The organism is Methylobacterium cerastii (assembly GCF_022179125.1).
Taxonomy (GTDB): Bacteria; Pseudomonadota; Alphaproteobacteria; order Rhizobiales; family Beijerinckiaceae; genus Methylobacterium; species Methylobacterium cerastii.
Window position 1 is genome coordinate 23048 of record NZ_BPQG01000083.1, and the last position, 16450, is coordinate 39497.

The window sequence follows — 16450 nt, forward strand, 5'->3', positions numbered from 1 at the left end:
AGGTCCGACCACCCCTGGGTCTGGTCGACCCTCAGGCTGCCTTGACGACAGGAAGCTCGTCGAGCCTGGTGGTGTAGCGGGGCGAGCGCATCTCGAACTTGGTCGACCACTCCCGCTTGGGTGCGAAACCGGCGGCGCCCGGCACCACGGCCCCGCGCCCGAAGCGACGATTGCAGGCGTCGAGCGCCTCCATCAGGGCCGCCCCCATTTCGCGGTCGAGTTGGCCGAGGCCGGGCATCGCCCGCTGGGAGGCAGACAGCGGCATCAGGTCGGTGGTGACCACCCCGGCCTTGGAATAGCGGTACCCGTCCCGCCAGGTCTTCCGGACGCCGTGGGTGGCGGCCTTCACCAGGGCGAGGGTGTCGCTGGTCGCCTCGGGAAGCGTGACCACGGTCGAGACCGAGCGCTGCGGACGGTCGCGGTCATGCTCCGAGGTGTGGAAGAAAACGGTGACGTGGTTGGTGGCCAACCCCTCGCGCCGGAGCTTCTCGCCGAGTCTGGAGGCATGGGTGGCGACGGCCTGCTCCATGGTGGCGCGATCCTCGACCCGCTCGGAGAACGACCGGGTCACGGCGCATCCCTTCCGGGTGGCGGCCACCGTCTCCAGGTCGAGGCAGGGGGTGCCGCGGAGCTCGTGGACGAGGCGCTCGCCGACTACGGTCATGGTCTTGCGCGCCATCTTCGGATCGAGGTCGCGGACGTCGGCGGCGCTGTCGCATCCCAGCGCTTCAAGGCGCCGGGCATTGGCCGGCCCGACGCCCCAGATGTCGGCGACCGGCACCCGGATGATCCAGTGGTCGTACTGTTCCGGGTCGGTCAGGTCGCAGATCCCGCCGAGAATGGGGTTCTTCTTTGCGACGTGGTTGGCGAGCTTGGCCAGCGTCTTGGTGGAACCGATGCCGACGCAGGTGGGAATGCCCGTCCAGGCCCGGACGGTCTCGCGCATGTCGCGGGCCAGGGACTCGCGATCCTTCTCGCGCACGTCGGAGATGTCCAAAAAACTCTCGTCGATGGAGTAGATCTCGATGCAGGGTGAGAAGTCCCGGTAGACGGCGTTCACCCGGGCCGACATGTCGCCGTAAAGGGCGTAGTTCGAGGAGTAGACCCGAACGCCCTGGGCCTTGCACATCTCCCGGATCTTGAACCAGGGCTCGCCCATACGGATGCCGAGTGCCTTGGCCTCGTTGGTCCGGGCGATGGCGCATCCGTCGTTGTTGGACAGCACGATCACCGGCACCTTGGCCAAGCGCGCGTCGAAGACGCGCTCGCATGAGCAGTAGAAGCTGTTGCCGTCTGAGAGGGCGTAGGCCCGGGCGCTCATTCGCAGCGGCGCTTTGCGCAGACGGACCCGGAGACGACGCCCCAGACCTCGATGACGGCGTCGGGGGACAGCTGGAACTCGGGGAAGCGCGGGTTGGCGAAGTGCAGGGTGATGCGCGGCCCTTGGCGCTTCCAGACCTTGAAGGAACGCTCCCCATCGATGTCGACCACGACGATGTCGCCGTTGCGTGGGGTGAGCGAGCGGTCGACGACGGCGAGGTCGCCGTCGAACAGGCGGGCCAGGATCATGCTGTCGCCGGCGACCCGGACCAGGAAGGTCGCCGGTCGGTTGACGATCAGCAGGCGCTGAAGGTCGATCTCCTCTTCGATGAAGTCGTCGGCCGGGCTCGGGAAGCCGGCCCGGACCGGCTTGGCGAGAAGGGAGATCGGCATGGGAAAGCCGATGGTGACGCCGCTGACCTGCATGATGCTCCTCCGCGAATCCAGGAACAAAAGCAGAACACGTTTGGTGGGTTCCGTATAGCGGCTACGCTTGTCGGCCGAGGCACGTTTTGGTGGGCGCAGCTTTCCCGGGTGAGACGATCAGGAGGCACCGCGACGTATCGTTGCCGGCCACGGTGCCGTGCCTCATTCCGCAGCGTCGGAAGCTTGCCCGGCAGGGGTCTGCCCCGCGCGCCGCCGTCCGGCGATCTCGACCGGCGGCAGGCCGACGATGTCGTATGTTGCCGAGGCGATGCCGATGCCCGCGGCGTCGAGGCCTACCAGCATCTCGCGGCTCATCGCATCCTTGGCGCCTCGGATCTGGTGGGTGCCGAGGATGAAGCGGACGGTCAGCTCCAGCCAGTTGTCGGTGATCCGGAAGAAGACGCGCGGCTCCAGGTCGATGGGCTCGACCCCGAAGCGGTCCTGCAGGTTCGTCTTGGCGTCGTCGGTCATGGCGTTCGTGTCCAGGGCATGCCGCTTCGCCGCAGCGAGCATGATCGCCTCGACCTTCGCCCGGTCGGCCTCGTAGGTGATCGGGATGGACATCTCCTCCCAGATGAACGGGAAGTCGCGGGTGTAGTTGAACACCGGCTCGGAGAAGATCTGCGCGTTGCTCACCGTGACGATGCGGCCGGTGAACTGGCGGCTGCGCACCCACATGGCCGGGCTGCTGCCCTGCACCGCCGGCGGCTGGCCCATCTCCATGATCGTGGTCTGAATGAAGCCGAGGCGGAGCACGTCGCCGCGCACGCCGCCCATGGTGATGCGGTCGCCCACCGTGAAGGTCGAGCCGCGCAGGATCACGAAGTAGCCGGCGACCGAGGTGACGACCTGCTGAAGGGCGAATGCGAGGCCGGCGGACATCAGGCCGAAGGCGGTGGCGAGGCGGGCGGGGTCGTTGAACCAGATCGAGAGCAAGCCGAGGACCAGCAGCACCGCCGCGAGGAGGCTGATGCCCTGGCGCGTCCAGAACTTGGTCTGGAGCGTGGAATGGTCGGTGCGGTTCAGGACCAGCCCGACGAGCGCCCGAAGGCCGATCCCGCCCCCGACGATCACCGCGATGAAGATCAGGGAGAGCAAAAGCTTTCGCCCGTTCTCGGCATTCACGCCGACCCAATCGATCCCGAGAAAATGCACGCGTTGATCCTTCGTGTGGACCTGGACGGGAATGCGTCCGGGTCGGAATGGTCAGCCTCGAAGCCGCGCTCGACGCCGCTCGGTCAGATTGTCGAAGACGGCGTCAGCGCGACCGCCTCCATGGCGCCGGCGTCGGCGATGGCGAGCTTGCCGCGTACGGTCAGGTCGCTGACGAAGGCGAACTGGTCGCGCATGTCGAACGGGTAGGCGCGCAGCTTGTAGTGCGTGCCCCAGGGCTCCTCGTGCAGCACCACCCGGACCGATTTGCCGTAGTTCAGGAACGGGCTGGTCAGCGCCACGTCCTTCAGCAGCGCGCGAACGAGGGCGCCGTCGTGCCGGGGCAGCAGGTAGAAGTCGGCGACGCACTGCAGGGTCTCGGCGCCGTCGTTCGCGTTGGTGATCCGGTCGGTCCAGATCGTCGAGTGCGGAACCGTGACCGCGTTGTCGTCAGGTGTCTGGAGCAGGATCGCGCGCAGCCCGACGTTGCGCACCTCGCCGTAATCGCTGCCGATCTTGACCCAGTCCCCAGGGCGGTACGGTCGCTCGACCAGGGCCACCACCCCGGCGATCAGGCTGCTGACGTAATCCTTGAAGGCGAAGCCGATGGCGACGCTGGCCGCACCGGCGATGACGAGGAAGTTCTGCAACGTAATGTTGAAGACGATAGGCACGATCCAGACGATGGCGAGCACCATCAGGAGCAACCGGGCGATGGGCACGGCCGCCAGGAGGTAGAGTCTCAGGCGGCTCGGTCCGCGTTCGGCGAGGTACGGGAAGGTGCTGCGCACCAGCCAGATCGCCGCCCAGGTGCCGGCGACGATGAGCCCGATCTCCCAGAACCGGATGTCCTGGAAGCTGTGGACGAGCTGCACGCCCCCGTCCTGTACGTCCTGTGCGGTAGCCATGGCGTTCAAACCCGTCCCGCGGGAAAGCCCGCCGCTTCGAGGCCATCCCGGATCGCCGGGTAGGCCGCCGCCCGGCATCCGAACCGGTCGCCCTTGCGCTCCAGGAACCCGGCCCGGAGCAGGACGGGCAGGACGTTCGGTTCCCCGACGCCCGGCAGGACGAGGAGCAGTTCCTCGCGCGTCAGCGGTCCGTGGATCAGCAACGCGTGCAGGGCATGGAGGGCGGCCCCGTCGTCCGAACCCGGCAACAGGTACTCGTCGAGGGCGGCCACCCACAGTGTCTGCTCGCTGGCCTCGCCGTCCGAGATCGCGGCCTTCGCGTCCTCGGCGATACCCGCGTCGTCACCCGTCCGAAGGCTACGCCGCCAGAGGTGCCAGGCGACCCAGGGTATGCCGAGGCTTCGCCCGGCCAGCTTGCGCAGGTAGTCGTTGCGAGGTGTGCCTGCCTCGTCGACGGCGAGCACGTCCTCGCCGTCGGCCGGCAGGCGGAACCGCATCGCCCCGGTGGCCTCGGAGGTCGAGAGCTGGACGAACCATCCATGCAGGCGAACGGCGTCGAACGGCTTGATCGTCACGGCGTCGGGCAGGAGGGCGTCGGCGCCGGTCGCCTTGGCGAGGTATGCCCAAGCCCAGGCGTTGCAGCCGACGACCACCGGTCGGTCGAGCCCGTCGATGGCCGCAAGAAGCGCGCGCACGGCTCGAAGGCCATCCCGATGCCGCAGGAACCAGTCCTCCAGCCTGGGGACGACTAGGATGCCCGACCCGGCCATGTCCGGCAGGATGGGCTCCTCGGTGGCGACGAGCGATTGCCGCGAAGGCGGCGCAAGGACCTGATGCCCCGCCTCCGACGCCCAGGTCTCGATGACCGCGTTCTCGTCGCAGGGCGGCAGCACCACGGTCAGGATGTGCGACCCGCCGGGCTGGCGATCCAGCCACCTGCCGACGGTGGCCCCGATCTCGGCAAGGACCGGCCCGCAAGCGGGGGGAGCCACGACCTCGTCGAGACGCTTCAGCGTCGCACGGTGCAGCTTGTCGTCGGCGATGAAGGGCTCGGACTTCTCGCGGTGGAACAGGGCGATCAATCGCCCGAGGTACCTACGGGCAACCTCATCCCTGGGGACCGGTGGCGTCTTTGCATCTTCAAGGGGGATCAGGAACACGGGGCCTTCAGTCTTCGACATCGGCGCGCGGCATTCCAATCCAGGGTGGTCGACAACGTGAACCACCTAGCTTCGTTGCGACGTCCTTTCGTGTGGGGTGGAATGTGGCGCACACCTGCGCCCCGGAGCCTTGGCGGCTCGATGGGCGACGGGATGGGGCGAACTTGCGATGCCAGCCGCCCCGACGCCGGCGGGTCACCCACCCCGACGGGCGGTCCACGTCCCGCTGCATGCGAACAGGCTGTCGCCGGCCGATTTCCAGGTTCCGTCTCCGGCTCCCTTACGGTCGAGGCTGCCGGAGATGCTCGCGGACCTCGAACCCTTCGTGATGGTCGCCCGAACGCCGCCCCCGGTGCCGACGCTCCCGTCCACGTCGATGTCGTCGCCCGGATAGGAGACGTCACTGTTCTTGATCCGCACGGCGTAGCTCCGCCCGTCGGGACATGGCCCCTCCCTAGTCGAGACCGCGATGGACCACGAGCCGTCGTAGCCGTCGGGCACGCTGAGCTTCTTCTCGCCGGCCGCTGCCGAGGCGATGGTCGCGGTTAGGGTCATCAACGCGATCAGGTTTCGGAGGCGGCGCGCCATCGTGGGCTGTTCCAATCGTTGTTCGGTAGAGGCAGGATCGCGCGTAACCGGCGTCGAGCGTCCATGATTTCGGTGAGCGCTGGATGGGACAGGGGCAGCGGCCCCATCCGCTGGCCAAGGGCATCGGACGGTGCTCAATGGTTCGATGCCGGCGAAGGTTCACAAACGATCTGTCGGAGCGTCGCTCTCGGTGAGCCGTTCGAAGCTTTGTGAAGATGTCCGATACGGCGGCCGGGGCGGGCATCGGGGGTCGCCGACATCTTCCATCTCGACTCCGAGGGAAGCGGGATGCGGGATACGCTTCCCGGTGCCCACTTCCTGAATCAGGGATTCCTTAACCATGATCGGCCGCACCTCGTGCAGACCGTCGCGTCCGAGGTCTGCCGGTGATGGGAGCCGCCCGTACGAGAGGGTTTATCGCGCCGAAGGCGGCTGACGTACGGCCTTTGGCAGTGGATCCGGTTCGTCCTCCTCTTGCGGGAGAGACGAGGCCGATGCGATCGAACTTCCCGCCAGGAGCGCCCGACCGATGAAAGCCAGGGACCACCACCAGATCCCCTGACCCTGGAGCGCAAGTACCGATATGCGGCCTCACGCGTACGGACCGCCATCAGGCCGAGGCGGCCACGGTGTCGGCGACCTTTGCCCTGCGCGTGCCGAGTGGCACCGGCTTGCCGGTGGTGGTGTCCTTGGCCGTCTGGTGCTCCATCTCCGCGTTCAACTCGGCGCCGAGCAGCACGATGGTCGTCGAGATCCAGATCCAGGTCATGAAGCCGATGACGGCGCCGAGTGAGCCGTAGGTCTCGTTGTACTTGCCGAAGCTCGACACGTACCAGGAAAACAGGGCCGACACGACGATCCAGAGGAACCCGGCCACCGCGCTTCCGGAGGTTACCCAGCGCCACTGGGCGGCGTCCCGGCTCGGGCCGTAGCGGTAGAGCAGCGCGAGGCTTCCCAGCACAATCAGCAGCAGGATCGGCCAGCGTGCCAGCGCGATGACCCATTCCATCGAGCCCAGGTTCAGGAAGGCCAGGGCCGCCGGCACCACCACGATGCCGACGAGAGCCAGGACGACGAACAGGAGCGCGCCGGCGGTGAAGCTCAGCGACCGCAGGTTCAGCCAGATGAAGTTCCGCTTCTCCTTCTCGTCGTAGACGATGTTGAGCGCGTCGAAGATCGCCTTCATCCCGCCGTTCGCGCTCCAGATCGAGAGGAGGATGCCGAAGGCCGCGGTGAAGCCCAGGGTGCCGCCGCCCTTGGCTGCGATGCGCTTGACCTGCTCGCCCACGATATCGAGCGCGCCGCTGGGCAGGATGCCCTGGAGGCTGGCGAGCTGGTCGTTGATGGTCCCGGGATCGGCGATGAGGCCGTAGATCGAGACCATGGCGCCTATGGCCGGGAACAGGGCCAGGATCGCGTAGAAGGTGACGCCGGCCGCGACCAGCAGCACGCGGTCGTTGCCGAACTCCTGCAGCACGCGCTTGCCGATGTCCCACCAGCCCTTGGCCGGGATCTCGGTCGGACCCTCGGCCTGGCGGCCCCGGTCCGCCTCGGTCTCGGCGACACGCTCCGCGGCACGACCCTCATGGGTTTCCGGCCCGTCCTCTGGGCCGAGTTGACTGTCGCTGGCCTTCCTTGGCGGAGACGCGCCGCGGCGTGGAAGCGCGACGACGCCGAGTAGCGCGGTCCCAAGAAAGATCGTCCACGCCATGGATGTCGCCGCGGAGGACGAGCCACCCGGAGGTGTCTTGGTGGTATCCGTCATGGACCGGCCTGCTGGTAGCGCCCAACCGGAAGGCTCGGCCGACGTTCTAACGTGCGCACCGTCTGTTCGTTGCTGCAAAGCCTTGTCTGAACTCAAGGAATTCTTCCGGCATGAATGAGAGACACCTCATTCGCCATGGCTCCAGGGATGGCACGCCAGTATCGGCTTGACCGCTCTCAACAGGTACGCCGGTGTCACGCCTTCAAACGAGCGAACGCCACATCAACACGAAGCCTGATGGGCGTTCCGGATGCCGATGTCAGGCAAGATGCCCGCCCACCGGCCTTCAGGCATGGGCCGATACCGCACGTGCGGCCCTTCGCGATGCCTCAGGAGCGTGGTGGGCTTGGGCCGAATTTCGCTTCCCGGCGTTGATGGCTCGTGCGCCTCGATCAGGCCTCGGCGACATGGAGTCCGTAAATTATGCCTACCGAGGCGACCGATGTTCCGCGCCAACCCGCACAGGTTCCTCCCCCGCTCGTCCCGGGCCTTCGCGGGCTGCTGACGCTGGCCGTCGGCGTTGTGCTCATCGCCGCGCTCTACTTCGGCCGCGAGGTGTTCATCCCCCTCGTCCTGGCGGTGCTCCTCAGCTTCGTCCTCGGTCCCGTCGTCAATCTCCTGCGACGGCTGCACCTCGGGCGCGTACCGTCTGTCATCGTCGCGGTCCTGCTGGCGCTCGCCGTCATCGGCGGCATCGGCACGGTCATCGGCACACAGGTGGCGGGGCTCGCCGGCAACCTGCCGCAGTACCAGGCGACCGTCTCGAAGAAGTTCGCCGGCCTGCAGGCGGGCTGGCTCGGCGAAGCCAACCGGGTCATCTCGAAGTTCAGCCACCAGGTCCAGGACGCCACCCAGAAGGCAGACGCCGCCGGCACGGCGGCCTCCACGGGACCCGCGGGCGACACCCCCAAGGCGCAGCTCGTCAAGGTCCAGGAGCCCGACCCATCGCCGTTCACCCTGGCCGAGAAGGTGCTCGGACCCATCGTCGAACCCCTGACCACCGTCGGCATCGTGCTCGTCGTGGTCGTGTTCCTGCTCCTGCAGCGGGAGGACCTTCGCAATCGCATGATCCGCCTGTTCGGGTCGGGTGACCTGCACCGTACGACGGTGGCCATGGACGATGCCGCAGGTCGGCTCGGTACCTATTTCCTCGCCCAGCTCGGGATGAACGCCGCCTTCGGTGTCATCGTCGGCGTAGGCCTTTGGATCGTCGGGGTGCCCAGCCCGGTGCTTTGGGGCGTGTTCTCGGCCCTGATGCGCTTCGTGCCATACATCGGCGCCTTCATCTCGGCGGTCTTTCCCTTGGCTCTCGCCGCCGCGGTCGACCCGGGCTGGTCCATGGTGATCGCCACGGCCGCCCTGTTCCTCGTGGCCGAGCCGGTGTTCGGGCAGGTGATCGAGCCCTTGCTCTACGGCCACTCGACCGGCCTCTCGCCGTTCGCCGTGATCGTCTCGACCCTGTTCTGGGGCTTCCTGTGGGGCCCCATCGGCCTGATCCTCGCCACGCCCTTCACGGTCTGCCTGGTGGTGCTCGGGCGCCATGTCGACAGCCTGGAGTTCCTCGACATCATGCTCGGCGACCGGCCCCCGCTGACGCCCATCGAGAACTTCTACCAACGCATGCTGTCCGGCGACCCGGACGAGGTGCGCGACCTTGCCGAGGCGATGCTGAAGGAGCGTTCGCTTTCCTCCTATTACGACGAGGTGGCACTGAAGGGATTGCAACTCGCGGCCAACGACTACGCGCGTGGCGTCGTCACCCCGGCGCAGCTGGAAAACATCCGCGCCTCGTCCCGGTCGCTCGTCGAGGACTTCGAGGATCACGAGGACGTCGAGCCGACCGGGAAGGATAAGGCTATCAGTCCGAACCAGACCCCGACCCTGGCCGAACGCGTGCACCCGAGGAACGAGGCTGTGCCGGGACAGGCGCCCTCGGGCGAAGCCCTGCCGGAGGGATGGCGGGGCGATGCGCCGGTCCTTTGCGTAGCCGGGCGCGGTCCCCTCGACGAGGCGTCCTCCGCCATGCTGGCACAGCTCCTGCGCAAGCATGGTTTGGGGGCCCGGGTAGCAGGTTACAGGGCCGTATCGCGCGACGGCATCCGCGACCTCGACCTGACGGGCGTGGCGATGGTCTGCATCTCCTACCTCGACATCTCCGGCAACCCGGCGCACCTGCGCTACCTGCTGGAGCGCCTCAAGCGCCGCGCGCCTGGCATACCGGTCTTGGTCGGGCTATGGCCGGTGGGCGAAAAGGTGCTGACCGACGCCGCCATCGGACGCGAGGTCGGCGCCGATGTCTATGTCTCCTCGTTGCGCGACGGGGTCGAGGCCTGCCTGAGGATGGCCATCGGGACGGAAGGGCACAGGGACGCCGCCTGAGGCGAGCGGCGTCGATACCCCGCCGCAGACCCTGGATCTTGCACAGCGGGTGGATTGGCGACGTCAAGTCCCAGGGGCGTCGTCTCTGTCGATCCGCGCATCCATCAAGGGATGACCGACCGCTAGGGCCATCCATCCCGTGAGAGTACGGCAGTGCGTGGCGGCGGCGCGAATGTCGTGCCCCGTTTCGAAAGCAGTTGGCTTCATTCGCCATCCAGGAATGCCACCGACCGCCATCCCGGCAGGACGCTGCGCGCGTTGTACGACGCCATGCCGTCCGCGCCGCCGTCCGAGCTGCTTGGCGACCTGTTGCATCAGCTCGACGAACCTCGCGAGGATATGTCCGAATAGGGATGCGGATACCTAGGACGCTACCGGCGCATCCTCGGCCTGGAGGCCGCTCAATGGCGCGTCTATGATGCACACCACGCCCGTGACGGGATACGACAAGTCGACCGCGCCGCCGAAGCTTCCGGCCAGACCGCGGCCGATGAGGCGGGTGCCGAAGCCGGTCCGCGTCGGCTGCACCACGACGGGACCGCCTTCTTCCGACCAGCGCAAGGCGCAATGGGGCTCGCCGTCCACGTCACGAAGCTGCCAGGTGATCGCGACCTGGCCGTTCGCCGTCGAGAGCGACCCATACTTGGCCGCGTTGGTCGCGAGCTCGTGCAGCATGAGCGACATCGACATCGCCGCCTTGGCTCCGACGGTGAAGGTCGGGCCGTCCAATACGAAACGACGTGGGTTGTCCTCGTGGGTCTGCAGGGCGCTTTCGATCAGGGTCCTGATCGGTGCCGCACCCAACTCGCCGCCGAGGAGCAGGTCGTGTGATTTGCTGAGCGCGATCAGGCGACCGGCCAAGACTTCCTTGGCCGTATCCAGGTCGGTCGCCGTGCGCATGGTCTGGGTGGCGATTGATTGAACCATCGCCAGCATGTTCTTCATGCGATGGCTGAGTTCGAGGTTCAGCGTCCGCTGCCGCTCCTCGGCCTCGATCCGGGCGAGCGCCGCACGAGTTCGGTCGGCGATGCTGTTGGCGAAGCTGATCTCCTCGGGCTTCCAGGCGTACGGGACATCCTTCAGGGCATAGAGCATGGCCACGAACCGCCCGTGCTCCATGAGCGGCAGGTTGAGCAGAGATCGCACGTGGAGGGCTGCAAGGGCACCGGCGTCCGACGCGGTGCGGGGGTCGTCGGTGACGTCGTCGATGACCACGGCATGACCGTTCTTCAGCCTATCGATGTATGTGCCGTAGTCCCGGAACCCGTGCACGCCTCCGATGCCCGGTATTCCCGGCGCCGTCCAACCTTCCCCTATGACGATGCTTTCCCTGTCATGGTCCACGTCACCGTACCCGGCATGGGACAATCCGAGCGTGCGTCCCAGGATCTCGGCGGCTGCGCGGGCGATCTCCGCCCGGTCGCCGGTGTTGCGCAAGCGGTCGCCGAGCTCCGCCAGCGCCGCCCGCCGGGCCTCGGCCTGCTTGCGCTCGGAGACATCGATGAACATCGCCGCGAAACGTTGACCCGCCTCGCGATAGGCCCGCACCTCGAAGGTCCGTCGCAGCTCAGGCACCGTGATGTCGAACACCTCCGGGGCACCGGTGTCGACGACCCGTGCGTAGGTCTCGATCAGCCAGTCGGGAATGTCCGGGATAGCCTCGCGGATGGTGCGGCCCACGGTCTCGACGGGCAGTCCGGACTGCGCAGCGAAGGCCGGGTTGATCTCTACGAGCCGGCAATCGATGGCGCATCCCTCCGCGTTGCGGATGATCTCGCCGCTGAAGAAACCTTCCTGCATGCCCTCGAAGAGGCCGCGCCAACGCTTCTCGCTGTCGGCGATGCGCTGCTCGGAGGCCCGCTGGGCGGTCACGTCACGCGAGACCACGAGCAGTCGTTCGGTGCGGCCGTCCGTCCCGCGGATCGGCGTGACTTGTACGTCCCACCACTTCGGCGTGCCCTTGAGCGTCTCGGCCGGTGCCTGGAAATGGCCGGTGCCGCCGGCCATAGCCGCCCAGAAAGCCTCCCTGGCGTCCAGGCGCGCTTGCCCCTGCCAGAAACCGGTCCAGTCGGAGCCCTTCACTTGGTCGAAGTCGTCGGCCTCCATCACGGCCAGGCCGCCCTCGTTCATGAAGGTCAGCCTGGCGTCAGGGTCGAGGACCTTGATGCAGTCGGCCGAGGACGACAGCACGCCGCGCATGAATGCGGCGTCCGCCTGCTCCTTGGCGGCGGCGTTCCGCTGTTCCGTGCGGTCGCGCAGGATCTTGAGGAAGCCCTCGTGCCGACCGTCCTCGTCCCGGAGCGGCATCATCTCGCCGTTGGCCCAGAACAGGCTGCCGTCCTTCCTGAGGTGCCAGCGCTCGTCCGTGCCGCGCCCACGCAGCAGGGCCGAGGCCATCTCCTGTTCGGGAATGCCGGTGGCGACATCCTCTTCGGTGAAGAACACGTGCGCCGGCTTCCCGCGCATCTCGTCCTCGTACCAACCAAGGATGTGTTCCGCGCCGGGCGACCAACTGGTCACCATGCCCTTCAAGTCCAGGGAGACGATGGCGTAGTCGACCGCGCTCTCCAGGATGGCCTTATTGCGGCGGTCGCTCTCCTTACGGAGCCGGAGCGACCGGCGGAGTTCAAGGGTCGTCACGACCTGGTGCGCCAACGTGCGGAGCACGAAAGCCTGCGCGGGCGTGAGCTTGTTCGGCTTGGTGTCGAGGACGCACAGCGCGCCGAGGGCGACGCCATTAGGCGTCCTCAGCGGGGCGCCCGCGTAGAAGCGTACCCCGGGGCCGCGGGTCACCAGCGGATTGGCCGAGGTACGTGCGTCTTGGGTCAGATCCTCGATCTCGAAGACGTCGTCCTGCTGAACGGCGTAGGCGCAGATCGACTGGGACAAGGGCGTTTCGCTCCGCCCGAAGCCGGTCTCAGCCTTGAACCATTGGCGGTCGCCGTCGAGGAGTGAGATCAACGACACCGGCATGCCGCAGACATCCGACGTGACCTTCACGATGTCGTCGAACTCGGACTCGGCGGGCGTGTCGAGGATGTCGTAGCTCGCCAGTTCGTCCCGGCGAGATCCATCGAGGTGTTTGCTTCCTCCCGCCATAGCCCTCCAACCGACTCCCGATGCGCTTTCGGCCAGACGCCGAGACAGATGCGGTCTGCCGTTAAACGCCTCGCCGTACAATGGTATTTCAAGGTTTAAGTACGACTTCGGGCGACGATTGCCGGATCGTCTGGTAGCGTTGCAACCAGAGTGCTGCCCCCCCGCAGGTGGTGGTTCTCGGCGCTGGCCCAAGACCACTGCTACTTCTTAAGTGCCTCGGGATGTTTCTCCGAGGGCATCGTCTTGCGAATGTGGTGCCTGACCACCGAGGGACTGAAGGGCTTTGGGATGAACGTTGCCCCAGCCGGCAGGTCACCGTGTGCGGGCCGTATATCGCCGGACGCAACGACGATGGCGATGTGCGGCCACAACTCGGCGGTCCGGCGAGCCAGTTCGAAACCGTCGCCCTGACCGGGCATCTGCACGTCGGTGAACAGCAGATGCACCTTGCCATGGTGCTCGTCGAGCACCTTGATTGCCTGGGCCACGTTCATCGCCTCAAGTACCACGAAGCCCGCATCCTTCAGGATGTCGGCTGCTTCCATCAGGATGAGGGCATCGTCGTCGACCACGAGGGCGAAGGGGGCAGCGGAAAGGCCAGGCAGGGTCATCGACATCAAAGGCCGCTTCGCCGCAGAGGTTGCCTCATAACATAAGTTTGATTTGGCGTTGTCTGCTCACCATCGCGTGGACCAAAACCTCGATCCGCTGCGTAAATCACGAGCGGGGATCGGCAGGGTTCGTCCCTACGATACCGCGGACCATGGCAAAGGTCATTTTCCTGCACCAACGCTGATCACATCGGCCAGGACCTTTCAGGCGAAGCGGTCGAAGCCGGCAACCTATCGACTTAACATGTGTTGCGTTCCCATGATGACGAAGCGCTCCATGGAAGCCTCGGCCGTCCTCGTCGTCGAGGACGACGACCTCGTGCGCCTTTGCGCCGTCGAGTTGTTGGAGGATGCGGGCTTTGCCATCGTCGAGGCGCGCCATGCCGACGAGGCGTGGTTCATCCTACACGAGCGCTCCGACATCGGTGCGCTGTTCACCGACGTCGACATGCCGGGCTCCATGTGCGGGGTGACCCTGGCCGGACGCGTCCACGACGCCTGGCCAGACATCCGCCTCGTCGTGACGTCAGGGCGCCAGCGCTTCTCCGACGGGGAAATCCCAGACCACGGTCTGTTTTTGCCCAAGCCCTACAGTGCGGACCAGGTCGTCGACGCGATCCACGACGCGGTCTGACTGTCGGCCGGTCGACGAGAGCGGGTGGCCGTGCTCGTTGGCACGGACGATCTCGACTCCGAGGGAAGCAGGACGCGGGACCCGCTTCCCCTTGCCCGCTTCCGGAATCAAGGATTCCTTAACCATGACTGGCCGCACCACGTGCAGGCCGCCGCTTCCGAAGTCCGCCGGTAATGGGGGCCGCCCGTATGCAGGGGGGCTATCGCGTCGAAGGCGGCAACGGACGGCCTTTCGTGGTGGATCCGGTTCGTTCTCCACTTGCGGGAGAGACGTGGGCGATGCGATCGACACGTCACATCAGGAGCGCTCGACCGATGAAAGCCAGGGACTTCCGCCCACGACCCTGACCTCGGAGCGCCGCGCGAAGCGAGAAGGCCTCCGTCATTTCGGAGGCTATATTGCCAAGGACACTTTTCTCCGCCGACACCCATTTCGGGCACAAGAGCATGCTCAGTCCACGCATGCCTCGACCCCGACCGTTCGAGACCATCGAGGCCCATGACGAGGCCCTGGTCGCCGCCTGGAACAAGGCCGTCCGACCGGACGACATCGTCTGGCATCTCGGTGACTTCGCCTACATGTGCGGCTTGGATTACGCCGCATCCATCCAGGAGCGCCTAAACGGACGCATTCATCTGGTTCGCGGGAACCACGACGAGTTGGCGGAACGCCTGACCTGGGCGGGGCCCATCGTCGATGTCCAACGGGTCTTCGTCCAGGACCCGGGCATGCCCGAGCGGGTCGCCCTCTGGGCCAGCCACTACGCGCACGTGACGTGGCCCAATGCGTGGCACGGCGACCTTCACGTCTACGGCCATTCCCACGGGGCCATTCCGGCCACCCGGACGAGCCTCGACGTCGGCGTCGATTGCTGGGACTGGCGGCCGGTCACGCTGGGGGAGATCGTGGCGAGGATGGCGGGATCGCCCGTTGCTGACCAGCAGGCCTGAAACGGGCACTACGATACTCAGTCAAAGAGCGTGACCGCATCCCGGCCGGTGCCGAGACGCAAAGCCGGTACGGCGTTTCCGCGGATGAAACCACGCTCCGGTGCTGTGCGACTGCCGCACGAACCTTGGAAGCTGTATCGGCCGACCTCACCTTTATCCCATGGGCAGCGCGTTCGACGTCATCATCGTAGGGGGGGGGTGCCGCCGGCATCGGTGCCGCCCGGCAGCTTGCGGCCCACGGGTCATCGGCTCTGCTGCTTGAGTCCTCGTCGCGCCTCGGCGGCCGCGCATACACGCAGGAACTCGGCGGGTACCCGCTCGACTTCGGCTGCGAGTGGCTCCATTCCGGCGACCGCAATGCCTGGGTGGGCATCGCCGAAGCTTCTGGCTTCCCGGTCGACCGAGGCGAGCCGCCTTGGGCCAAGGCTCACCCCGGCATCACCCAGGACGAAGGCGCCCAGGAGGCAGCGCAAAAGGCGTACGGCGACTGGGAAGAGCGGCTCCGCCTGGTCGCGGCAGATAGTGACCAAGCCAGCGATGCGCTTGAGCCCGGCGGCACCTGGAACGCCTACGTGCGAGCCATCGCCGGGTTCATGAGCGGCGTTGGCCCCGAGGCGATCTCCGCCGCCGACTACCTGGCCTACGACGACGCCTCGACCGGCCGGAACTGGCATTTGCCGCTCGGCTACGGCACGCTGGTCGCCGCCAGCCTGCCGTCCTCGACGACGCTGCGCCTCGCCACCCCCGCCGAGCGGGTCGATCTGACGGCGGACGGCGTCGCCGTCACCACCCGCGCCGGCATCGTCCGCGCGGGGGCCGCCATCCTCACCGTCTCGACCGCGGTCCTGGCGGACGACGCGATCCGCCTTCCCTCCGGGGTCGACCCGTGGCGCGAGGCGGCCGCCGCCCTGCCGCTTGGTCGCAACGAGAAGGTATTCCTGGAGATCGGGCGCGAGGCCGCGTTCGGGCCGGACTCGCATGCCTACGGCAACCTCCACGACCCGAGGGCCGCCGCGTACTCCATCCGCCCGAACGGATGGCCGGTGATCGAGGCGTTCCTTGGGGGCGATGGCGCCCGCATCGTGGAGGAGGAGGGCCCGGCCGCGGGTTTCGCCTACGTGTCGGCCGAGTTGGCCAGCCTGTTTGGCACCGACGTGGCGTCGGCGATCCGACCGCTCGCGGCGACGTGCTGGAGCCGGATGGCTTCCATCGGCGGCGCGTATAGCTGCGCGCTGCCGGGCCGATCCGGTGCGCGGGCACAGCTGGCCCGGCCCTTCGAGGACCGGCTTTTCTTCGCGGGCGAGGCGACCCACCCCTTCGACTTCACGACCGCCCATGGGGCCCACGATAGCGGGCAAAGGGCTGCCGACGAGGCGATGGCGGCGCTTCGGGACAGGCACGGCCTGGGGCTGCGAGGCCCTCTCGCCGCTACGGCAACGTGAGCGGCGCTACGGCGAC

12 protein-coding genes and 1 pseudogene are annotated in these 16450 nt (G+C 67.1%); 4 read left to right on the plus strand and 9 right to left on the minus strand.

What is annotated here, in order from left to right:
• Nucleotides 1–31: 31 nt before the first annotated feature.
• The 7 genes from MFF13_RS22850 to MFF13_RS22880 all read right to left on the minus strand — a co-directional run bounded on the left by MFF13_RS22850 (nt 32) and on the right by MFF13_RS22880 (nt 7319).
• Nucleotides 32–1321, minus strand: a complete 1290-nt coding sequence (locus MFF13_RS22850; protein ID WP_238273002.1) for a Y-family DNA polymerase — start codon at nt 1319–1321, stop codon at nt 32–34.
• A complete protein-coding gene (locus MFF13_RS22855; protein ID WP_238273003.1) occupies nt 1318–1746 on the minus strand; it encodes a LexA family protein in 429 nt (142 codons plus the stop codon). The genes MFF13_RS22850 and MFF13_RS22855 overlap by 4 nt, the downstream gene beginning before the upstream one ends.
• Nucleotides 1747–1908: 162 nt before the next feature.
• Nucleotides 1909–2901, minus strand: a complete 993-nt coding sequence (locus MFF13_RS22860) for a mechanosensitive ion channel family protein (protein ID WP_238273004.1) — start codon at nt 2899–2901, stop codon at nt 1909–1911.
• A gap of 83 nt (nt 2902–2984) precedes the next feature.
• The gene (locus MFF13_RS22865) at nt 2985–3806 is read right to left on the minus strand and encodes a mechanosensitive ion channel family protein (protein ID WP_238273005.1); all 822 of its coding nucleotides are present in this window, start codon (nt 3804–3806) and stop codon (nt 2985–2987) included.
• 5 nt (nt 3807–3811) lie between these two features.
• On the minus strand, nt 3812–4888 hold the full coding sequence (locus MFF13_RS22870) for a hypothetical protein (protein ID WP_238273006.1): 1077 nt from the start codon (nt 4886–4888) through the stop codon (nt 3812–3814).
• Nucleotides 4889–5161: 273 nt separating this feature from the next.
• The gene (locus MFF13_RS22875; RefSeq protein ID WP_238273007.1) at nt 5162–5554 is read right to left on the minus strand and encodes a heme utilization protein; all 393 of its coding nucleotides are present in this window, start codon (nt 5552–5554) and stop codon (nt 5162–5164) included.
• A 610-nt stretch (nt 5555–6164) separates the two neighbouring features.
• The gene (locus tag MFF13_RS22880; protein WP_238273008.1) at nt 6165–7319 is read right to left on the minus strand and encodes a YihY/virulence factor BrkB family protein; all 1155 of its coding nucleotides are present in this window, start codon (nt 7317–7319) and stop codon (nt 6165–6167) included.
• A gap of 423 nt (nt 7320–7742) precedes the next feature.
• Between MFF13_RS22880 and MFF13_RS22885 the strand changes: the two genes are divergently transcribed.
• On the plus strand, nt 7743–9698 hold the full coding sequence (locus MFF13_RS22885) for an AI-2E family transporter (protein ID WP_238273009.1): 1956 nt from the start codon (nt 7743–7745) through the stop codon (nt 9696–9698).
• Nucleotides 9699–10061: 363 nt separating this feature from the next.
• Here the strand turns inward: MFF13_RS22885 and MFF13_RS22890 are convergent, their stop codons facing one another.
• Nucleotides 10062–12878, minus strand: coding sequence for a PAS domain-containing protein (locus MFF13_RS22890; protein ID WP_238273010.1), 2817 nt, complete (start codon nt 12876–12878; stop codon nt 10062–10064).
• Between the two features lie 119 nt (nt 12879–12997).
• Entirely contained in the window at nt 12998–13414 is a 417-nt protein-coding gene (locus MFF13_RS22895; RefSeq protein ID WP_373322596.1) for a response regulator, read from the minus strand.
• 253 nt (nt 13415–13667) lie between these two features.
• Here MFF13_RS22895 and MFF13_RS22900 point away from each other — a divergent pair, with 253 nt between their 5' ends.
• From MFF13_RS22900 to MFF13_RS22910, 3 genes and pseudogenes are all read left to right on the plus strand, one after another.
• Nucleotides 13668–14042, plus strand: coding sequence for a response regulator (locus MFF13_RS22900; RefSeq protein WP_238273011.1), 375 nt, complete (start codon nt 13668–13670; stop codon nt 14040–14042).
• 398 nt (nt 14043–14440) lie between these two features.
• On the plus strand, nt 14441–14992 hold the full coding sequence (locus MFF13_RS22905; protein WP_238273012.1) for a metallophosphoesterase: 552 nt from the start codon (nt 14441–14443) through the stop codon (nt 14990–14992).
• 160 nt (nt 14993–15152) lie between these two features.
• Nucleotides 15153–16434, plus strand: a pseudogene (locus MFF13_RS22910) (flavin monoamine oxidase family protein).
• The last annotated feature ends 16 nt before the right edge of the window (nt 16435–16450 follow it).